We start from the raw sequence: 21801 nt of genomic DNA, 5'->3' as shown, positions 1-21801 counted from the left end.
CATATCAGCCATCCCATGTAAGATACAGACCAAAAAGAAGAGCTGTATCTTACAATGCTAACTCCCTAAACGACAAAAAGAGCTGAGACAATGCTGTCTCAGCTCTTTTGTTTGTGAAATTAAGCTTCTTCTGTTTCTGTTTTGAAACCGTATTTTTTGTTGAAACGACCAACGCGTCCTTCTGCTTGTGCAAATTTTTGACGGCCAGTATAGAACGGATGTGAATCAGATGAAATTTCAACACGGATTAATGGGTATGTATTTCCATCTTCCCATTCAACAGTTTCGCTAGAACCTTTAGTAGATCCTGACAAGAATTTAAAACCTGTTGTAGTATCCATGAAGACAACTTGTTGGTAACTTGGATGAATTTCTTGTTTCATTCTATTTTCTCTCCTTTATGCCCTGAGATATTTCCTAAATCAGAGTTGATTATTATACACGAATTGGTCACTCGCCCATAACATTAAGATAATACCACTACACATTCCAAAATGCAATGATTTTTAGAGGTAAAATAGTGCAATTAAAAAAACAGAAATGGACTTTGTTTGCGGATTATATATATGAAGGGAGTGTAAAGAATGACACTAATAAAACCAGTATCTGTTCGAACATTTGCACCAGCAGACGTTCACGAACCAACAATCCAAGCGGTATTAAATACAACAGTTGCTTGGGCAACAGCTTTAAAAACACTAAGATAAAAAATAAAGACGGTGCTGGGAATTTGTCCCGGCGCCGTCTTTTTATGTCTTGCTGTACCATACAGAATAAATAAAGGTGCTGTATCTTACATTTAGTAGCTGGAATGTAAGATACAGCGCTATAAAGTCCATTTGTATCTTACATTTAGACCTCCGAATGTAAGATACAGCCAATTTTTAGAAGCTGTATCGGATAAAAACTACTCAATCGGACCTAATAATAAACTTGCCCAGGCGTCGTGAAGCGATTCTTGGTCAGAAGGTTGGAACAATCCTGCGTAGACATCCCGCAACAAGCGAGATAGCTCGGTATCATTATAGTAAGAACGCCCGCCACTAGCACGAACCATCTCCTCGACCGCTTTGATAGAGGCTTCGACCGCTGTATTTTTAATAGCTGACAAACGCGGCAGCCAAAGGTTACCATGATCAGCGTCCTCTTCGATATCAGTTGCTAAAACATTAATTTGTGGTTGAACACTATCCAAAATGATGGCAGCTTCTGCAATCCGCCAGCGGATGTTTTTATCTTGATCATACGTTTTCCCTTGTGCAATGGATCGACGTTTCTTCACCGTTTCGATTCCCAACTCCAAGGCACGTTTTCCAATCCCGTGATAGGTTGCAGCTAGCAATAATTCGAAGTGAGAAAAAATCCCAAAGACAACCGGGTCAAAGCTTGGACCAGGCTTGACTGTTGTTAGAATTTGCTTACTGGTTGCGTAGGCACCATCTAATAAAACGCTATAGGATTGGGTACCACGCATACCTAACGTATCCCAATCTGGTTTGATTTTAATAGTTTCTGGATTTTTTTCGAGATAGGCAAACACAGATTGTGGCTGCTCGCCTTGGCTGTCCATGCCATAAGTGACCATCCGCGAACATTCGCCGACCATGGAAATGAAAACTTTGGGACCATAAAAGCGGTAGCCTCCGTCCTCGTTAGCTTTGGCTTCACAAATCGAGCCAAACAACACACGGTCATTCGCTGGTTCTGAAATTGCAAAGGAAAGTAAATGTCCTTCAGCAGCATCCCTTAAAATTTGTTCACCCTTCAGATTACCGTGCTTGACCATATGGCGAGCAACACCAACAATAATTTGGTGCATATTAATCCCCAGAGCTGTCGCAGGTGCTGCCATAGCTAGCCGTGTTTGCTCGTGAGCAATCTCTTTAAGATTAAGCCCGAAACCGCCATATTCTTTTGGAACAAATGCCTTATAATAGCCCGCTTCCTTTAAAGCCGCATAATCTTCATGAGGAAATGTATTTTCCTTATCATATTTTGCTGCGCGACTATGAATCGCCTCTAACAAATCATCACTTAAAAACATGAATCAACCTTCTTTCTATTTAGTCTAACATTACTTTATCACAACTTTATCACACTTCAGCTAGCTCTGTGATCAAGGCCTCTGCCTGCTTGCGCAAGCCCTCGTCCTCGTCCGCTAAGAAACGATTGAGGAGATCAACGCCGGAGGAAGGGAAAGATAAACGAAAATAGAGCAGTTGAACCTCAAGGGCAGCTAATGTGACTCGGCGATAGGCAAGCTTTGGGTGCTTGGTGAAATGTTCCAACCAACCCAACAACCACTCCTTGTCTTCCCAGTCTTCCACATGGAGCCATAACTCTTCCAAAAAGTCTGCATCGTCAACTAATAAAAAAGCGTGATTTGTTTCGTGACGCGTCAGTTTTCCTTCAAGAGGAATAGTCAGTTGATAAGGCTGTAGCATCTCTAAAAAACGTTGGAAATTAGGAGCGACAATTTGCCAATTATCAGTTTCAATATCTAAATGACGAATAGCAGGTTGGTTTTGGACATCTTGGTTAGCATAGTCAAAGGCAAATAATTGCTGCTCGTTGGCGCTAAAAATAACAAAGTAATCAGGGAAGTCATGGCGTTGCTGGTGAAGGATACTTGTTTCAGGATCGTGATGTAAACCGAAAATATAATGGATGAGACCGTAATCCAGACCGTCAGATGTTGGTTCAGGAGTAGGCAGCCACATATTTTGAAGATAGCCACCATTTTTTTCAGCTAATAAGTCCAAATAGGCTGCTGGCAAATCCTCCGTTGTTAAACGATTGGTTAGGGTGGCAGAATCAATTAGTAGTGGTCGGTTGATTCCCATGGGGCAATTGATGACTGTCATAAAATAACCTCCTTTTGTAAACGCTTGATAGGAATAGTGTAAACTATTTTTCAAAAATAGTGTATCCGTATAAGACAACTTTTCGACATTTTATCACTTTTGTCTTATAATAAAAATATTTAGGAGAATATTAAAGAAAACTTAGAGCTTTTATTTAAAAAAAGATATATGATTGTAATAATATTAACACGGATTTGATACCTACCTATTTTCAGAAGGTAGTACAATAAGTTCGGAAAGAAAGAAGAAGGGAGGATGTAAAGTGCCAAGTCAAGTTGTTTATATTTATTACGATACAGTTGGAAACAATGTACTAAGTAAAGGTATTGTTAATATCAATCAAAAAAGCTTACTAAAACGAACACCGAATAACCTGTTGTTGATTAAAAGTGATGGCAGTGTTGGTGACTACGATAACCATAGTGGTTTTCAAGTCATTAAAGGACAAGAGAATGTCAGAGCCTTTTTAGAAAATAGCCAATCAGCGGTTGCGCGGACAACATCATGGATTGATTTCACCAATCTGGAAATGCTACACCAATTAACCCCAGTTGAAATTTCTGAAATTCTATACCTGGCTCATGCACATAACTATTTACATTCGCCATTCTATTACAAATTGCAGAATAATTATATTTTTCTTTCATTGCCAAATGGCTTTAATAAAGTTTACTATCGCTATTTGGAAGAGTTTATTGATCAATTTGTTGGTTCTATCACCCAACGCATGACTAATAAGCTGAATGAGAAGAAACGATTTTTCCAAAAAGACAGAATAGCGGCGCCGTTCGCGATCACCAAAATGGACCAGTTGGCACTCGTTTTTCGAGAAGGTGTCTGTCTCTCTTTTCGTCAAATTATCATTAAAGATAACCTTTACCGTGTTCCAATTTTTATTGCTGAGGATAAATTATCCTTGGTTGACCGCTTGTTTGACGAGGATGAAGCAGTCGGTTACATCGAATACCATGCAGAAAAAGGGGAATGGACCCTTATCTATGATTTTGATTAGAGTCTGGCAAAAAAAGAGTGTCGGGCTCTTTTTATGATGTCATGGCTCTTTGTGATGTGATACAATGACCTATGAAAAAGATTTGAATATACCTATATTCAATGCTAAGGAGAAAAAGTATGAAAGTTTTTCTAATCTATGGAGGCAAAAGTGCGGAACATGATGTTTCAATCCTAACTGCCCACTCAATTGTAAAAGAAATTTATTATGATTATTATGACGTTGTTCCTGTTTACATCACTCGTAAAGGTGACTGGTTACAGGGTGAAACACTAAAAGCACCAGTAGCAGAGTCAGAATGGTTACGATTCACTGCTGGAGAAGCAGCTGTTATGGCTAGCGAAGAAGGTGCTACTTCTTATGGTAAGAAAATCAATCCTGGTGCTATCCAATCTGACGATGCCGTTATTTTCCCTGTTTTACATGGACCAAATGGTGAAGATGGAACAGTCCAAGGCTTATTTGAAGTATTAGATATGCCTTATGTTGGCTGTGGCGTCTTAGCTAGTGCAGCAGGAATGGACAAAATTGTCAGCAAGCAATTGTTCCAACAAGCAGGATTACCGCAAGTGCCTTATGTGCCAGTCTTTAAGTTTGATTGGGACAGCAACCAAGAAGCAACCTTTGTTCGCTGTGAAGGTTCACTCATTTATCCGATGTATGTGAAACCGGCAAACATGGGCTCAAGTGTTGGGATTACGAAAGCTAGCAACCGCGAAGAATTAACAGAGGCGATTAATAAAGCCTTCCTTTATGACCACCGTATTGTGGTTGAACAAGGCGTCGAAGCGCGTGAAATCGAAATTGCTATTTTAGGAAATGCCGATGTTCACACATCAGCTCCTGGTGAAATTGTTAAAACCACTGAATTTTATGACTATGAAGAAAAGTACATCAACAACTCTGTTGATTTACAAATTCCAGCAGAGCTACCAGAAGACTTGATTGCTAAGCTACAAGACTATGCTGCAACAGCCTTCCGTACCTTAGATGGTTCTGGTTTGAGCCGCTGTGATTTCTTTGTAACGAGCAACCATGAAATTTATTTAAATGAAGTCAATACTTTACCTGGCTTTACTAAATTCTCGATGTATCCACTACTATGGGAATACACAGGCTTGAAGTACAGCGATTTAGTTGAAGAACTGATCCAGCTTGCTTTAAAACGCCATGCTGAAAAAATTGATTTTACTGAACTAGACTAATAAAAAAGAATAGGTGCTGCCCTCTTTGAGAGGCGGCATTTTCTTTTATCACATCAGAAAGAAGGACGAGACATGAAGCCTATTCGTATTATAGACGTTGTAAAAGCTGTCCATGCCATTGATTATAGTTCACCTAACCGCTTTGCTGAAATCGAATCAGTTGTGTTCGATTCACGAAAAGCAACAGAAAATACCCTGTTTGTGCCACTGACAGAAGGCGAAACAGACGGTCATGATTACATTCAATCAGCCATTGCTAATGGAGCAACGGCTGCGCTTTGGAGCCGTCCAGAATCAGAAGCACCTGAAGGTATTGCCATTATTTTAGTTGATGACACCTTACAAGCTTTCCAAGATTTAGCAAAAGCTTATTTAGCGATGGTTAATCCGAAGGTGGTCGCTATCACTGGTAGCAATGGGAAAACAACGACTAAAGACATGACGGCAGCTGTGTTATCTGCTCGCTACCGCGTTCATAAAACAGCAGGTAACTATAACAATGATATTGGGTTACCAAGCACCATTTTAGATATGCCAGAAGACACAGAAGTTATTGTATTAGAAATGGGCATGTCAGGCTTTAACGAAATTTCTCGCTTGAGCAAAATCGCTCAGCCAGACGTGGCAGCTATTACTCTAATTGGTGAGAGTCATTTGGAGCACCTTGGTTCACGCCGAAATATTGCGAAAGCTAAGCTGGAAATTTTAGAAGGCTTGAAGGATGATGGTTTATTTATTTATCCGATCAACGAGCCGCTGATTCGTGAAGAAATGCCAATTGATGGCAGTTATAAAAAAGCGACTTTTGGTATTGATAAAACGGCTACTCTATTTGCTTACGGCATTGATAGTCACAAAGATCATACTAATTTTAAAGTGAATTTCGATGATACAGCTGAATTATCGATTCCAGTTTTAGGTGATTACAACGTTCAAAATGCCTTGATCGCTCTTTCAGTAGCCGCTTATTTTGACATCTCAATGATTGAAGTGAAAGCTTACTTAGAAAATTTCACACTGACTGAAAACCGCACACAATGGTTAGACGGTGTGAATGGGTCACATATTTTAAATGATGCTTATAATGCTAGTCCAACGGCTATGCGTGCTGTCTTAGATGCCTTTCGTCAAGTACCGCGTGAAGCGGAGGGACGTCGTATTGTTGTCTTAGGCGATATTCGTGAACTAGGTGACCAGTCTAAAGAACTTCATGAATCGTTGGCACCATCTTTGACACCGCACGACTTTGATTGCCTTTATTTATACGGTGAAGAAATGACTGCTTTGTTTGATGTTTTAAGCAATACCTACGAAGCAAGCGATATCCACCACTTTAGTGGCGATAAAGCACCGCTGATTACTGCTTTGAAAAAAGAGTTAAAGCAACATGATCAAGTTTTAATTAAATCAAGCTTCGGAACGGATTTACTTTCTGTCGTGAAAGAACTCCGCGTCGATTAAACCTGTGAGCAGCTCCTAAAAGGGCTGCTTTTTTGTTTCAAAGCTGAAACAAAAATCAAAGGCGAGACACTTGTCTCAATCCACTTCGAAAAGCTTTTTTGCCAGTATTGATATGCTAAAGTAAAGCTATGAAAACCTTATCAAAAAACGGAGGGAAAGAGATGACTCGAACAGGATTGAAGATTGTCACCATTGGCGGTGGCTCCAGCTATACACCCGAATTAATTGAAGGCTATATTATGAGGAAAGACCAATTACCGATTAAAGAAATTTGGTTGGTTGATATTGAAGAAGGACGCCACAAGCTAGAAATTGTAGGGGAGATGGCTAAACGCCAAATTCGTGCAGCCGGACTCGATTGGGAAGTCCACTTAACATTAGATCGCTTTGAGGCTTTGAAAGATGCAGACTTTGTTACAACGCAATTCCGGGTCGGTCTGCTCAATGCTCGGGTAAAGGATGAACGCATTCCTTTGTCCCACGGGGTTTTAGGTCAAGAAACCAATGGTGCCGGTGGAATCTTTAAGGCTTTTCGAACGATTCCAATTATTGGTCAAATTATTGCCGATATGAAGGTGCAATGTCCCGATGCATGGTTAATTAACTTTACCAATCCTGCTGGTATAGGTACATCAGGTGATATTGCTTCTTACGCGGCGCGTCAATTTGCCAACTTAGGTCTGAATGCCTTTCATATCCAAGATGCCAACTATCCCTTCCATTTGATGAGGACATCCGTTAACCATTTTTGAATCAGCAATGCTGTCGGAAATTATCCGTGGTGGCTTGAATTCAATTCCAAAGGGACAAACAGAAGCGGGTGTGTCGACGGGCTTAACTTACGCTCAAACATTATGGTATATCATTATTCCCCAAGCGCTTCGTGCGATGGTGCCACCGATTGTCAGTCAAATTGTATCCTTGATTAAAGATACGTCATTGGCAACGATTATTACCTTGCCAGAATTAACGCACCATGTACGTATTGTATACGGGCAAAATACCAATTATGTGATTCCGATGTTTCTTATGATGGGGTTAATGTATTGGATTGTCTGCTACTCGCTTTCTAAATTCTCCAAGCGCCTAGAGAAAACCATATAAAAAAGGTGCACAATATTGATTGGTTGATTTCAAAAGAAATGTCGGGCTGAAAGGCTCTAGATGCTTCTTTTTTATTTATTTAATAAGGTTCATAAGATTTAGATGAGGAAAATAGTTTTCAAAATGAGGCTAATAAATTTGTAAAATAGTGAAAACCATGCTATGATTACAGATGTTAAAAATCACGAGGAATAAAAGAGGGTTTTTCTTCATAGATGAACGAACAGACCGGCGACAAGTGTCCGGTTTAAAACGATAAGATATCTTTTGTATATAATTTGATATTTACCGACTAGAGGATTAAAAAAGGCTGGCGATTGTTGCTAAGCTTTTTTAAAAATTTTTTATAGGGTTAAAAAAGACTCTCCATTGTTTCTCAAAAATTAGGAGGAAACATGAAATTTTCAGAACTGGGATTATCTCCCGAACTATTAAAATCCGTTGAAGCTATGGGCTTTGAAGAAGCAACACCAATCCAGGAACAAACAATTCCGTTGGCACTAACAGGGCTTGACGTTATTGGTCAAGCACAAACAGGTACAGGTAAAACTGCTGCATTTGGTCTACCAATGCTTGAAAAAATCGACCGTAACAACCGCACTATTCAAGGGTTAGTAATTGCACCAACTCGTGAACTTGCTATCCAAACTCAAGAAGAGCTATACCGCCTAGGTCGCGAAAAACGTATTACCACACAAGTTGTTTACGGTGGAGCTGATATTAGCCGCCAAATTCGTGGCTTGAAAAATAATCCACACATCGTTGTTGGAACACCTGGTCGTCTATTAGACCTTATCCGTCGTAAAGCTCTTAAATTGCAAAATATCGAAACATTAGTTTTAGACGAAGCAGACGAAATGCTAAACATGGGCTTCTTGGAAGACATCGAAGCAATTATTTCGGAAACACCATCTGAAACTCGTCAAACACTATTGTTCTCAGCTACAATGCCACCTTCTATCAAACGTATCGGTGTACAATTTATGAAAAATCCTGAGCACGTTCAAATTAAAGCATCAGAAATGACTGCTAATTTGATCGATCAATATTTCGTTAAATGTAAAGATTTCGAGAAATTTGATAACATGACTCGTTTATTCGATGTTCAAAATCCAGAATTGACAATTATCTTCGGACGTACAAAACGTCGTGTTGATGAGTTAGCTAAAGGATTAGAACTACGTGGTTACCGCGCTGAAGGAATTCACGGTGACTTAACTCAGAAAAAACGTATGAGCGTTCTAAACGACTTCAAAAATGGGAATCTAGATATTCTTGTTGCGACTGACGTTGCAGCTCGTGGACTAGATATTTCTGGTGTTACTCACGTTTATAACTACGATATTCCTCAAGATCCAGAGAGCTATGTTCACCGTATTGGTCGTACAGGCCGTGCTGGTAAAGAAGGTATGTCAGTAACATTTGTTACACCAAACGAAATGGACTACCTACGTACAATTGAAAAATTAACACGTAAAGAAATGTCACCATTACGTCCACCTTCAGATAAAGAAGCAATGGTTGGACAATTGAAAAATGCGATTGATACAATCGAAGACATTATTAAGGATACAGAAGCTGATAAATACGATAATGCCATTAAACATTTATTGGACAAGTATACAGCAGAAGAATTAGCTGCAGCATTCCTTAAGAGCCAAACAAAAGAAGCGTCTGAAGTACCTGTAAATATCACTCCAGAACGTCCATTACCATCTCGTAAAGGTGGCAAAGGCGGTTACCGTGGTAAGAGCGGTGGCGGATATAAAGGTAAAGGCGGCGGCCGTTCTAATGACCGTCGTGACAGAGGCGACAGAAATGATAGAGGCGGCAACCGTTCACGTAACAATGAAGGTAGCAAAAACCGTTCAGGCGGCGGCAAACGTCGTGACGATCGCAAACGCGATGACCGTTCATCATCTGGTTATAAAGGCCAAAACAAAGGTAAAAAACCAGGATTTACAATTCGTAACAACGACTAATTAATGATAAAGAGGTCTCGAAAGAGGCCTCTTTTTTGTGCTTATTTTCTAGTTGTAAGATACAGCCTATTAAAGTTAGCTGTATCTCACATGACCGAGCTCTCGCTCCTATAGTAAATCAGATTTGTTCGCTAAAAATCCATTCGACAAGCCCAGCTCTGTCGTCTTATAATAAAACAGATGATAAAGGAGGGCTGAATATGAAAAAAATCATTCTATTAGCCAGTGTAATCATAGTAGGTATTTTTTTATATGGATTAACCACTCAAAACGATCAAATAGATGCTAGTCCCGAACTAATAACTGTGCCACCACTAGTGACAGACGAAGAAGAAGTCACTATTTGGATGGTAACCGATATTCACTATTTATCGCCGCTTTATTTTGATGATGGCGAGGCTTTTGGCAAAATGCAGGCCACATCAGCGGGGAAAGACTTAGCCAATATGCCAGCTATTATGGAAGCATTAGTTTGGCAAGTGGCAAAAGAGCAGCCCGATTTGTTGATTGTTAGTGGCGACTTGACCTTTAACGGTGAATATCAAAGTATGGTCGAACTAACGGATTATTTTAAACAAATAGAAGCAATCGGTACGCAAGTTGCTGTTATGCCGGGCAACCACGATATTCATAGCGGTTGGGCTCGTAAGTTTGAAGGCGATCAGATGACCGTTGTAGACCAAGTGACGCCGGCTGACTTCCAAGACTTATTTGCCGATTACGGCTATGACCTAGCAGTTTTCAAAGACCCAAACTCGCTCAGCTATATTTTTGAACCAAAAGCGGGCTATCCGATTTTAATGGTAGATACCAATGCCTATCCAGAAGAGAAAAGTAGTAAGGCTCCCGTCGCGGAAGGTAAAATCCGCCCCCAAACCTATGAGTGGCTGGACCGTTATTTCCAAATGGTAGAAGGTGAAAAAGAAGAGATCTATTTAGTAGGCCATCACCCACTCTTAAACCATAGCGGTAATGAAGGTAGTCGCTTAGTAATGGAAGAAGCTGATCAAGCAATCGATTATTTTATGAATCACCATATAAAAACAGCCTTTGCAGGACATATTCATGCTCAAAATATTAGCCAATTATTAACAGCTAACCAACCTTTTTATGAAATTGTAACGGGTGCCTTGTCTATTTTCCCTAATGCCATTGGTCAAATAAGGCTATCTAATGAAGAATTAGCATACGACCGTTTGACATTAGATGTTGAAGGATGGGCGAATGAGACAGCCCAAATTCAAGATGAATTGCTAAATTATTCTGAAACAAGCTACCAAATTTTTAAAGAAGACGGCGAGCTCTTAGCTCTGCAGCAAATGTTTGAAGAACAATGGTATGACGAGAGTTATGCGGAAGCAGTTATGGATTATGTTGGCCAAATGAATGTGCGCTATTTTTCCGGTGAAGATTATGTAGAAGATGACGCAGAAATAGCAGCCTATATCCAACATGACGGCTACCGAGTCATTCAAGAAAACAGCAACAATTTCTTAAAACGCTACAGCCAACAATTGTTAAAGGATACAAACTTGAATGATTTGAGTATTGTGATTCCCCATTAAATGGCTAGCTGACGTTAAGCAGCTGACTAGCTAAGAATGTATGGTAAAATAAACCCAGTGTATAAGAAGGGATGAACAAGTATGATTGTAGGTATTGGGCTCGATGTGACAGAGTTAGATCGTATCACAGCAGCATATGAGAAACGATCGACCTTTGCAGATCGCGTCTTAACAGATAATGAAAAAATGATTTTTAACCAGCTAAAAGGAAGCCGACAGATGGAGTTTTTAGCAGGGCGATTTGCAGCCAAGGAGGCTTTTTCAAAAGCCTATGGAACAGGGATTGGTAAATTGGGCTTTCGTGATATTGAAGTGCTGCCTGACGAAATAGGTAAGCCAGAGATCACAGCAGCACCATTTGAAGGCAACGCGTGGGTATCGATTTCCCATTCAACCAATATCGTGATTGCGCAAGTTATTTTAGAAAAGTAAGGAGAATTTTATGGTAAGAGGCGTGCACCGACCGACAGTGGCAACCATTGATTTAGGAGCCATTAAATCAAATATAAAAACAATACGAACACATATTAAAGCAGATAAAAAACTACTAGCAGTCGTTAAGGCAGATGGTTACGGCCATGGCGCTATCCCGATTGCTAACGCAGCTAAGGAAGCCGGCGTTGATGGCTTTTGTGTCGCTATTTTAGATGAGGCTTTGGAGCTTCGTGATAGCGGCTTTACAGAAGATTTCTTACTCGTTATGGGGATAACGGAACTCCGCGATGCTGCGTTGATGGCAGATCAAAATATTTCTGCGACCGTGTCTTCAACCGAGTGGCTAGAACAAGCCTTACCGCTCTTGAAACTACGTAAAACGGACAACCCGCTTCGGATCCATTTAGCCGTTGATACCGGTATGGGGCGTATAGGCCTACGAACAAAGCAAGACATCTTGGCTTTTGAAGCATTTTGTAACGACCATGATGAACTACTGCTAGAAGGAATCTTCACTCATTTTGCAACAGCAGATGGGGAGGACGACAGCCAAGTAGCTACTCAATATGAAACATTTAAAGAGCAGGTTGCTGCCTTGGAAAAGCGTCCAGAAATTGTTCATCTAGCAAACTCAGCCATGACCTTATGGCATGAAGACTTTGAAACGGATGCTGTTAGAATAGGAATCGCTATGTATGGTTACAACCCATCTGACAAAACAATCTCACTACCATATCCGCTAAAACCTGCCTTTAAACTTGAAACTGAATTGAGCTATGTGAAACAAATGCATGAGGGTGACACCATCAGTTATGGTGCCCGCTACCGTGCTTATGAAGGTGAATGGTTAGCGACGCTGCCAATTGGTTATGCAGATGGTTGGCGCCGTGATTTAGGCGGACAGACCTTATTGGTTGAAGGACACCCGTGTCCTGTTCGAGGCGTGATTTGTATGGACCAATGTATGATTAGTTTGCCGAAGGAATTCCCAATTGGCACAAAAGTAACCTTATTAGGTGAAAACCATGGCCAAGTCAATAGCCCCTCTGATATGGCAGTTGATATTGGTACGATTGGTTATGAAATTTTGTGTGGTATTAGCCACCGTGTTCCGAGACATTACATCGATAGTGAGTAAGGAAGGTGATGACTGTTGAAAATCTTGATTGTAGAAGATGATCGAACGATTTCAGGTATCTTGGCGTCTGAACTTGAAAAGTGGCACTATACGCCTTATCAGGTGACTGATTTTCAAACGATTTTAGAGCAATTTCAAGCAGAATAGCCACAACTTGTGTTAATGGATATTCAACTGCCCGCTTTCAATGGTTACCACTGGTGTCAGGAAATTCGAAAACTATCGCAAGTGCCGATTATTTTTATTTCCAGTCGCTCAGAAAATATGGATGTGGTGATGGCGATTCAAATGGGCGGCGATGATTACATTCAAAAACCATTTGATCTATCAGTAGTCCTTGCTAAAATTCAAGCTGTTTTGCGCCGGACTTATGATTTTAATGAATTGGATAATTTTTTAAAAGTAGGCGATGTTGTTTTGAGAAGTGGCGAATCGAAAGTGGTTTTCCACGACCACAGTATTGACCTGACACGCAATGAACTTAAAGTCATGGAGTTGCTGTTCCAACAAAAGAACCGCTATGTTTCTCGCGAAGATATTATGGTCCATTTGTGGGAAGATGAATCCTTTATTGATGACAATACGCTAGCCGTTTTAATCGCTCGTTTACGAAAAAAGTTAAAACAAGTGGGCTTAGACCAGTTTATTGTGACTAAAAAAGGATTGGGCTATTCGGTTCAGGAGGATGAGCAATGAAGAAGGGCCTAAAGTTAACAATTTTAAAAGCCTTTTGGCGTAGTATGCGGCCTGCTGTAGTTGTTTATTTAGTGGCACTCTTAAGCTTTGGCTTAGTTGCTTTTCTCACACGATTTTCATCATCATTTTTTTGGTATAGTAGCTTAGTTTTTACAGCTATCAATCTTGCTTATTTCACTTACCAAGCCATTGGTTACTACCGACACTACCAGTCTTTAGAGTCTTTAGACGTATCGCAACGTGCAGAATGGGAAGCTTTAGCCAAGGGGAACGACCCCATTGAATCGGTCTATCAAGCTAAGTTATTAGAATTAGCCGATCTGTATTACCGCGATATGCAAGCCAATCGGGAAGTCCAACAAGAACAATTGGATTATTTTACCTTGTGGCTTCATCAGATTAAAACGCCGATTGCAGCTATGAGTTTGTTAAACCAAGGTATGACGGATGCCCAGCAAAAACGTCAGTTTCAACAAGAACTGATTCGGGTAGAAGACTATACTCACATGGCGCTCAGCTACCTCAAGCTATCCGAACACAGTCAGGAGCTGGATTTAGGCGTCGTTGATGTCGACCTAGTGGTTAAAAAAGTGATTAAAAAGTATGCCGTCTTGTTTATTTATAATCAGGTTCAACTGGATTATCAGCCCTTAAATTTAAAGGTTGTCAGTGATGGCAAATGGTTAGAAGTTTTAGTTGAATTAATTATTTCAAACAGTTTAAAATATGCCACGCAAGGAAAACTTCATATTTATAAAGAAGGCCAGACACTGGTCTTTTGGGATAATGGGATGGGAATTAGCAGCCAAGATTTACCTAAGATTTTTGAAAAGGGCTATAGTGGGACAAATGGTAGGTTGACGGAAAAATCAACCGGACTAGGTCTCTTTTTATCGAAACGCATTTGCCAGCGATTGGGTCATTCGATTAAGGTTGAATCAGCGCTTGGCGATTATACGCGTGTGAGTGTGACGCTTGACCAAGAAAACCTCTCTTTATACGACTAACAGTGGAAGCTTACAAAAATGTAAGGTTCCACTTTTTGATTGTAAGGATAGGTACAGGCTAAAAAAGATAAAATCGCATAGACTATAAGGGAGGAGGAATGAAGATGACATTCTTAGAAGTAAAACACTTAAAAAAAGTATACCGTGCGAAACAAAGTTTAAAAGGAACCGAGGCACTATCTGACGTTAATTTTTCAGTTGAAAAAGGTGAATTTATCTCAATTATGGGTGAATCGGGTTCAGGAAAAACAACTCTTTTAAATATTCTATCGACATTAGACCGCCCAACAGAGGGTGAAGTTTATTTAGACGGTCAACCGATTTCTCACATTAAAGACAAAGAGATTTCTCGTTTCCGCCGCGATACGTTAGGCTTTGTTTTCCAAGACTTTAACTTACTCGACACTTTTAACTTAAAAGACAATATTTTCTTGCCACTTGTATTATCATCGACAGCAGTTAGTGAAATGGAAAGTCGCTTACAACCACTGGCTAAGCGTTTAGGAATTGAAAATCAATTGGAAAACTTCCCTTATGAAGTGTCTGGTGGACAAAAGCAACGTGCAGCTGTGGCGCGTGCCCTCATTACCGAGCCAAAGATACTACTAGCCGATGAGCCAACGGGCGCCTTAGATTCAAAGGCTTCTCAAAATTTATTAGAGACCTTTGAAGAAATCAATCAAGCTGGTCAAACGATTGTGATGGTGACCCATAGTGTGCAAGCTGCCAGTCATTCAAATCGTGTTTTATTTATTCGAGATGGGGTTGTTTACCATGAAGTTTACAGAGGAGATTCAAGCCCTGAAGCATTTCATGATAAAATCGCCCAATCCATGTTAGTGGTGACTAATCGAGGTGAGCACAATGCGCTTTAGTTATTTTTATAAAATGGCTGTTCGCAATATTAAGGCTAACCGCCAGCTCTATGTGCCCTATATGGTGTCGGCAGTCGCAACAGTCGGCATGTTTTTACAAATGATGACAGTGATGAGCAACGATTTTTCGCAATTTAGAGGTGGCAATGCGGTCAAGGAAATGCTGTCATTTGGGAGTATCGTTATCGCCATCTTCTCAGTTATTTTCTTGCTCTACGCAAATAGTTTTTTGATTAAGAAACGAAAGAAGGAAATTGGCCTTTATGGGATTTTGGGACTAGAGAAAAAACACGTTGCTAAAATTCTGTTTGTTGAAACGATTCTCGTCACTCTAGCGACGCTTGCTTTAGGAACAGTTGTTGGACTGGTGTTTGGCCGACTCTGTTTCTTCCTATTAAATTATCTCTTACGGATGCCGGCTGAAATGGCTTATCATTTCCACTGGCCCAACTTGTTACTAACGATCGGATTATTTATGGCTATCTTCCTATTGGCTTATTTGTATAATGTGAGCCAAGTGACCTTTTCGAATCCTATTCATTTATTGAAGGGGCAAAAAGAGGGAGAGAAAGAGCCTAAAAGTAACCTATTTCTCTTTCTATTAGGACTAGTAACATTAGGGGCGGGTTATTTTATATCCGTAACGATATCGGATCCATTGGCTGCGCTGATTCAGTTTTTCCTAGCGGTACTATTAGTAATCATTGGTACCTATTTATTATTCACCTCGGGATCAATCTTTATTTTAAAAGCCATGAAGAAAAACAAAAAAATCTACTACCAGCCTCGCGGATTTATTTCAATCTCAGGTATGCTCTACCGTATGAAACAAAATGCTGCAGGGTTGGCTAATATTACGATTTTGTCTTGTATGGTGATGATTGCTTTGGGGACGACGGTGTCTATATATGTGGGAGCTGAAACAGTCTTGGCTAGTCGCTACCCAACAGATAATGCCGCGACGATTTATTACGATGAAGAAATTTCTGTTCCTGCTATTGAAGCGGATATGGCAACAGCTATTGATATGATTGTTGCTGAAAAAGAGGATTTAGAGATTACTGATTTTAAGAGTTATCCTTATGCGAATATTTTTGGATACCTGATAGATGGGCGTTTTGAAGGCTCTAGAAGTTTTGCGTCTGATATTAAGACACTTGTTTTAGTAGCACTAGACGATTTTAATGCGATGGAAGGATTAAACTTAACTTTGTCAGCGAACCAAGTCTATATTCATGAAAAAATTGATTATCCAGTTGATAGTCATCTTGATTTAGCAGGTATTGACTTTGAGGTTTTACGTTTTAATGATTCTGTAGAGTCCTTTGGTTTAGACCAAGACTTCGGTATGAGTTTATTCGTCATCTTACCAAACCGTCAAGCTGTTGACCAAGTGGTTCAAGCCTATCAAGTGGATGACTCAACATCGGTAAGTGTGTCTGGCTTGGTTCAATGGAATACAACAGGTGATGACCAACAAAAAGCGGCCTACGCTGACCGTTTGCGCCCACTCCTTGAAACGGTTGAGATTATTGTTCGGTATGAAACGCGTCAAGAAGGTCGCGCAGAATGGTTTGCTATGAATGGTAGTTTCCTATTTTTAGGTATTTTCTTGAGTCTACTTTTCATGCTAGGAACCATTTTGATTACTTATTTCAAACAGATTTCTGAAGGTTATGATGACAGAGAACGATTCCAGATTATGCAGAAAGTCGGATTGGATAAAGACATGATTCGTAGCACCAGTCGTAGCCAAGTGGTTTGGATGTTCATGTTGCCTGTCATTGTCGCAACTATCCATATCGCATTTGCCTATCCGATGGTTCATAAATTACTCTTTATCTTTGGTGTCACATCTCATGTGACCTTGCTGAGTTGTTTGGCAGTCGTTATCGTAGCATTCAGCCTTCTTTACTGGCTGATTTACCGTCTGACGGCACGCATTTACTATTCAATTGTTCAATAAGGTTAGGGAGGCAGCTGCTAAATCAAGCAGTTGCCTATTATCTTCTTTATAACCTAAGCTATCGAGACGTTCAAGAAATCCTATATGATCGTGGCATTAACGTTTCTCATACGACGATTTATCTTTGGGTACAAGAATACGGCAAACTACTCTATCAAATTTGGAAAAAGAAAAATAAACAGTCCTTTTATTCGTGGAAAATGGACGAAACCTATATTAAAATTAAAGGGAAATGGCATTATTTGTATCGAGCCATCGATGCAGATGGTTTAACCTTGGATATTTGGTTACGTAAAAAAACGGAATACACAAGCAGCGTATGCTTTTCTTAAACGATTAGTCAAACAATTTGGAGAACCAAAGGTTCTAGTAACGGATAAAGCACCCTCTATTAAGAGTGCCTTCAGAAAGCTTCAGAAAAATGGACTGTATATAACAACAGAACATCGAACAATCAAGTATCTGAATAATCTGATTGAACAAGACCATCGTCCAATTAAGCGAAGAAACAAATTTTACCAAAGTTTGCGAACAGCCTCAACCACGATTAAAGGCATGGAAGCGATTCGAGGAATTTATAAAAAAAGCCGAAAAGAAGGGTCTCTTTTTGGCTTTTCCGTCTGTACAGAAATCAAAGGACTATTAGGAATCCCTGCTTAAATAAGAATCATCTTGAAAAACTAATGACCTTTTTGAGACTTTGCAACAGAACCCATTGGTTTGTGTAAACGCAAAGAAACGGCGGCTCTGAAAATCAAAGCCACCGTTTCATAGGCGTGAAAATATGTCTGCTGTACGACGGCTTTTTTCTTTTGCCGTCGTGCGGCAGATTATTGCTTATGGAATTGTTTTTCTATCACATTACTGTTATAAGTACAACAAGTATACCAAGCACAATTCGATACCAACCAAACACCTTAAAATCATGTTTTTTGATAAAGTTCATTAGGAATTTAATTACTAAGACAGATACCGCAAATGCCACAGCCATACCGAGAACAAGAGCGAGCAGTTCTGCACTTGTAAAATCAAACCCGAATTTTAACAGCTTAAAAGCACTTGCTCCAAGCATAGTAGGTACTGCGAGGAAAAAAGTAAACTCTGCTGCTGCCACTCGTGAAACTCCTATGAGTAAAGCACCTATAATCGTTGCTCCCGACCGTGATGTGCCGGGTATAAGTGATAACACTTGAAATGCCCCTATCAAGATTGCTGTTTTATAGCTGATGTCAGAAAGTGCCATAGTAGTAGGAGTACGCTTTTTATTCCAATTTTCTATGAGAATGAATAACAAACCATAAAAGATTAACATGATTGAAATCACAATGGGGGTTTGGAGGTAAGCATCCAAATAATCATCAAATAAAATCCCCATAATACCTGACGGTATACAAGCCACTGCAACCTTGAACCACAACGAGAAAGTATCCTTTTTAACAAGTGGCTGCGATTTATCCTTTAGCTGAAATGGAAACATCTTGTTCCAAAACATTACAACCACTGCGAGTATAGCTCCAAGTTGAATAACAACAAAAAACATTTCTTTAAATGCTTCGCTCATATTAAGTGTGATAAATTTGTCCGCAAGAATCATATGTCCTGTGCTGCTGATAGGTAGCCACTCAGTAATACCCTCAACAATTCCAAGAAAAATAACTTTTAAAATTTCTATAAAATCAAGTACCATTATTTCAAATCCTCCTTTTTAAAATGATGAAAGGTCATAAGAAAACCAACTGCTGATACAAGAATAATAATAGATACAGACAGCAGTGTAGGATAGCCGGTACTCTGAAGTTTACCCTGCACCAAGAAATAGGTGGCTGTCCACGGATACAACGCTCCCCATTCTTGATTTGAAAGTGCGGCACTTCCCATGACAATCACGGCAGAGCCAATCATCGGGGCGACAAATCCTTTTGTTTTCATAGCAACAAACACAAAAGGAGAAACTGTTAAAAACATCAGGATACTGCCAAACAAAAACTTGGGGAGCCATACTATTGCCACTAGTAAGCTATATCCCTCCAATGTAAAGACAGCGTGATATAGCCCACAAGCGATAAATATACCTGCCCATGTTACAAGGGTGAGCATAACAATCCAAAGAAGCAGGGTGCAAAATTTTCCAATTAATAGTTTTGTCCTTGAAATGGGTATGGGCAATATGGTTTTGAGTGTGCTTTCTGTGTACTCTCTGCTAAACAAGTAAGCTGCAATTGCCACATATATCATAATGTTTACCAGCAGCATGATATACAGTACACTGTCGCTGTATATGTCAGACAAGGTAAAGATAATCTCCGGCTTATCAAAATGTGTTTGCAAGGCTTCTATTAACATCAAAAGTGGGGTAGATAATACCCCTGCCACACTAATTAGCACCATTTTTGAACGCTTTAGTTTTAATAATTCACAAGAAATAAGATTAAGCAATACCGCCACCTCCAATCAGTTTAGAAAAGTAGTCCTCTAAGTTTTCCTCACTATCATCTATCCTTGTCACGAGCAGTCCATTTCGTGCAAATTCTCGATTGATTTCTCCAACACTTTGGCTAAAGTCATAAATTCTCACCGTACCGTCCTGCACTGTAAAATCCGTCATGTGGTAGTGGCTTTCTAAAATCTTTCCAGCTATCTCACTGTCAGATAAATCAAATTGAATGTATTTTCGATTCCTTTTGTGAAGCTCGGATATATTCACTTCCTCTACTAAATGCCCCTCGTGCATAACGCCGATAATATCTGCTATCTGTTCAATCTCGCTTAAAACATGGCTTGAGATAAAAATGGTAATGCCATGATTGTGACTAAGTTCAGATAAAAATGAGCGTATTTCAACTATTCCAATGGGGTCAAGTCCGTTAATCGGTTCGTCAAGTATTAAAAGCTCCGGCTCGTGCATAATGGCGGCGGCAATACCAAGCCGTTGCTTCATTCCGAGGGAATAATCGGAAAAGACTTTTCTTTTCTCTTTATGCAGCCCCACAACTTCAAGAGCTTTTTCTACTCCACTTTTAGATACTCCCCCTCGCAGTTTAGCGAGAATTTGCAAATTCTCATACCCTGTTAAATTACTGTAAAATCCCGGTGTTTCGATAATAGAGCCTACTTTGCTATAAAGGGTATGGATATTTTCCTTATAGTTTGTGCCAAACAAGCGTACCGTTCCATCCGTTGGGAGAGCAAGCTGCAACATCATTTTCATTGCTGTGGTTTTGCCTGCTCCGTTTCTGCCGAGCAAACCATAAATTTTGCCCGTTGGCACATGAAGATTGACCTTATCGACAACGGTGGCTGTTCCGTATCGCTTCGTAAGATTTTCTGTTTCAATGATATAATCCATATTTGATTTTCCTTTCCGTTGGTTGCTGTTCTTGTTTTCACTGACCACAATTTTATTATCACAGGAGCTATATCAAAAGCCAAGAAACCTACCGTCACATCGCCTACATCTATCATGTCAACATGAAAAAAAGCCCCGACACTTATCGTGTCAGAGCCTATTTCAAGGGATTTATATCGTTTTTACTTTGTTCCGTTCTGCTTAATCCAAACAACTATTTTTGCGACAAACAGCAGAAACATAAGTGCTGTTATATATGGTTCTCTTGCTGCTGCTAAGAAACAGATAGCCAAAGCAGTGAGTCCAAGGGAGCATTTTGTAGCAATGCCGCCCCATGTTTCTTTATCTAAATGGGTAAGTATTATTTTAGCAATCCCTATTACAATCAAGGCGGCAAAAGCACTCCAGTAGACTGCAAGATTGAATGGTGTGGTGGCTGTAAATGATAGTAGATTGACCGCATAAACATAACCGCCAACAGAGTTTCCATATAACGGAAGAAATATAAACGCAACTGCCATCATATCCAATATTCCATAAATATAGTTGTAAATCTTTTTCAAGTTGGAACGATTTTCAGTTTCGGCAAGTGTAATCAGTTCTTCGCCCGATAGTAGTTCATCTATGGTCACAGAAAAGAATTTAGAAATACACTTGAGCGACTCAATGTTAGGGTAACCCTTGCCGCTTTCCCATTTTGAAATGGCTGTTCTTGATACATATAATTGCTCCGCAAGTTGTTCCTGCGTTAAGTTCTTTCCAGTCCTAAGCTGTTGTAGCTTTTCATTAAATTCCATGATTCTCCTCCTGTTTGTTCCTTGTTTTCATACGTCCATCAACGGGTTTTTCTGCATCTTTTGGTATCATCCATGCACGACCAAATTTTTCAGTTCCGTCAATGCGATTTTCCTCACATAATTTTTGTATCCGTCTTTCCGATATGCCCCATTTTTCAGAAGCGGCTTTCACAGAAATGTAATCCATAATATCAACTTCCTTTCGCAAAGAGTATATAATTATTATATACGGAATGACGAATAATAGCAAGTTTCTCTCCACTAATACGAAATTATACACTACTAAACATAAAATCATACTTCGTTCAAATATCATCACCCGAAATGTACAATGATATAGGGTGATAT

20 protein-coding genes and 3 pseudogenes are annotated in these 21801 nt (G+C 39.8%); 15 read left to right on the top strand and 8 right to left on the bottom strand.

All coding sequences use genetic code 11. From position 1 onward, the window contains the following. Positions 1-119: 119 nt before the first annotated feature. The gene (locus G7057_RS04320) at positions 120-383 is read right to left on the bottom strand and encodes a type B 50S ribosomal protein L31 (RefSeq protein WP_076768223.1); all 264 of its coding nucleotides are present in this window, start codon (positions 381-383) and stop codon (positions 120-122) included. Positions 384-584: 201 nt separating this feature from the next. On the opposite strand from G7057_RS04320, the gene G7057_RS11925 reads away from it, so the two are divergent. Next, a complete protein-coding gene (locus G7057_RS11925; RefSeq protein WP_257787739.1) occupies positions 585-707 on the top strand; it encodes a hypothetical protein in 123 nt (40 codons plus the stop codon). 200 nt (positions 708-907) lie between these two features. Here the strand turns inward: G7057_RS11925 and G7057_RS04315 are convergent, their stop codons facing one another. Beyond that, entirely contained in the window at positions 908-2044 is a 1137-nt protein-coding gene (locus tag G7057_RS04315; RefSeq protein WP_076768227.1) for an acyl-CoA dehydrogenase family protein, read from the bottom strand. Positions 2045-2093: 49 nt separating this feature from the next. Further along, on the bottom strand, positions 2094-2864 hold the full coding sequence (locus G7057_RS04310; protein ID WP_166161604.1) for an SMI1/KNR4 family protein: 771 nt from the start codon (positions 2862-2864) through the stop codon (positions 2094-2096). A 262-nt stretch (positions 2865-3126) separates the two neighbouring features. Between G7057_RS04310 and G7057_RS04305 the strand changes: the two genes are divergently transcribed. The 14 genes and pseudogenes from G7057_RS04305 (at position 3127) to G7057_RS04240 (ending at position 17970) form a co-directional block, all read left to right on the top strand. Beyond that, positions 3127-3876 carry a hypothetical protein gene (locus G7057_RS04305; RefSeq protein ID WP_166161602.1) on the top strand — a complete coding sequence of 250 codons (750 nt, stop codon included), beginning with the start codon at positions 3127-3129 and terminating at the stop codon, positions 3874-3876. Between the two features lie 119 nt (positions 3877-3995). After that, positions 3996-5081, top strand: coding sequence for a D-alanine--D-alanine ligase (locus G7057_RS04300; protein WP_076768233.1), 1086 nt, complete (start codon positions 3996-3998; stop codon positions 5079-5081). A gap of 72 nt (positions 5082-5153) precedes the next feature. Next, positions 5154-6542: a UDP-N-acetylmuramoyl-tripeptide--D-alanyl-D-alanine ligase gene (locus tag G7057_RS04295; protein WP_166161600.1), complete on the top strand. Its 1389-nt coding sequence runs from the start codon at positions 5154-5156 to the stop codon at positions 6540-6542. Positions 6543-6703: 161 nt separating this feature from the next. Continuing rightward, positions 6704-7186: pseudogene (locus G7057_RS04290) on the top strand (family 4 glycosyl hydrolase); the annotation flags it as partial. 94 nt (positions 7187-7280) lie between these two features. Then, a pseudogene (locus G7057_RS04285) lies at positions 7281-7646 on the top strand (amino acid ABC transporter permease); the annotation flags it as partial. A gap of 395 nt (positions 7647-8041) precedes the next feature. After that, a complete protein-coding gene (locus tag G7057_RS04280) occupies positions 8042-9628 on the top strand; it encodes a DEAD/DEAH box helicase (RefSeq protein ID WP_166161596.1) in 1587 nt (528 codons plus the stop codon). A 200-nt stretch (positions 9629-9828) separates the two neighbouring features. Continuing rightward, positions 9829-11193, top strand: a complete 1365-nt coding sequence (locus G7057_RS04275) for a metallophosphoesterase (protein ID WP_166161594.1) — start codon at positions 9829-9831, stop codon at positions 11191-11193. Between the two features lie 81 nt (positions 11194-11274). Then, complete coding sequence (gene acpS / locus G7057_RS04270) at positions 11275-11625, top strand: holo-ACP synthase (RefSeq protein ID WP_166161592.1); 351 nt, start codon at positions 11275-11277, stop codon at positions 11623-11625. Between the two features lie 10 nt (positions 11626-11635). Continuing rightward, positions 11636-12766: an alanine racemase gene (gene alr / locus G7057_RS04265; protein WP_166161590.1), complete on the top strand. Its 1131-nt coding sequence runs from the start codon at positions 11636-11638 to the stop codon at positions 12764-12766. 12 nt (positions 12767-12778) lie between these two features. Beyond that, a pseudogene (locus tag G7057_RS04260) lies at positions 12779-13462 on the top strand (response regulator). Then, positions 13459-14469 (top strand): sensor histidine kinase, encoded by a 1011-nt coding sequence (locus G7057_RS04255; RefSeq protein WP_166161588.1) that lies wholly within the window; start codon positions 13459-13461, stop codon positions 14467-14469. The pseudogene G7057_RS04260 and the gene G7057_RS04255 overlap by 4 nt, the downstream one beginning before the upstream one ends. A gap of 104 nt (positions 14470-14573) precedes the next feature. Then, on the top strand, positions 14574-15344 hold the full coding sequence (locus tag G7057_RS04250) for an ABC transporter ATP-binding protein (RefSeq protein WP_076768249.1): 771 nt from the start codon (positions 14574-14576) through the stop codon (positions 15342-15344). Then, a complete protein-coding gene (locus G7057_RS04245) occupies positions 15334-17310 on the top strand; it encodes an FtsX-like permease family protein (protein WP_166161586.1) in 1977 nt (658 codons plus the stop codon). The genes G7057_RS04250 and G7057_RS04245 overlap by 11 nt, the downstream gene beginning before the upstream one ends. Then, positions 17307-17970 (top strand): IS6 family transposase gene (locus G7057_RS04240; protein WP_166164068.1). Its coding sequence is split into 2 segments (ribosomal slippage): positions 17307-17603 and positions 17605-17970, totalling 663 coding nucleotides; the frame shifts between segments, so codons are not numbered across the junction. The genes G7057_RS04245 and G7057_RS04240 overlap by 4 nt, the downstream gene beginning before the upstream one ends. A 196-nt stretch (positions 17971-18166) precedes the next feature. Here G7057_RS04240 and bcrD read toward each other — a convergent pair. From bcrD to G7057_RS12040, 5 genes are all read right to left on the bottom strand, one after another. After that, on the bottom strand, positions 18167-18997 hold the full coding sequence (bcrD, locus tag G7057_RS04235) for a bacitracin resistance undecaprenyl-diphosphatase BcrD (RefSeq protein ID WP_000242080.1): 831 nt from the start codon (positions 18995-18997) through the stop codon (positions 18167-18169). After that, the gene (locus tag G7057_RS04230) at positions 18997-19746 is read right to left on the bottom strand and encodes an ABC transporter permease (RefSeq protein ID WP_000933358.1); all 750 of its coding nucleotides are present in this window, start codon (positions 19744-19746) and stop codon (positions 18997-18999) included. The genes bcrD and G7057_RS04230 overlap by 1 nt, the downstream gene beginning before the upstream one ends. After that, positions 19739-20656 (bottom strand): bacitracin ABC transporter ATP-binding protein BcrA, encoded by a 918-nt coding sequence (bcrA, locus tag G7057_RS04225; RefSeq protein ID WP_002346952.1) that lies wholly within the window; start codon positions 20654-20656, stop codon positions 19739-19741. Before bcrA ends, G7057_RS04230 begins: the two co-directional genes overlap by 8 nt. A 182-nt stretch (positions 20657-20838) precedes the next feature. Then, a complete protein-coding gene (gene bcrR / locus G7057_RS04220; protein ID WP_000395511.1) occupies positions 20839-21453 on the bottom strand; it encodes a bacitracin resistance transcriptional activator BcrR in 615 nt (204 codons plus the stop codon). Further along, the gene (locus G7057_RS12040; RefSeq protein WP_002367753.1) at positions 21443-21769 is read right to left on the bottom strand and encodes a DNA-binding protein; all 327 of its coding nucleotides are present in this window, start codon (positions 21767-21769) and stop codon (positions 21443-21445) included. The genes bcrR and G7057_RS12040 overlap by 11 nt, the downstream gene beginning before the upstream one ends. Positions 21770-21801: the final 32 nt, after the last annotated feature.

Source organism: Jeotgalibaca arthritidis (assembly GCF_011100465.1).
GTDB lineage: Bacteria > Bacillota > Bacilli > Lactobacillales > Aerococcaceae > Jeotgalibaca > Jeotgalibaca arthritidis.
The sequence above is the reverse complement of the archived record's forward strand: the minus strand, read 5'-3'. Positions and strand labels throughout refer to the sequence as shown.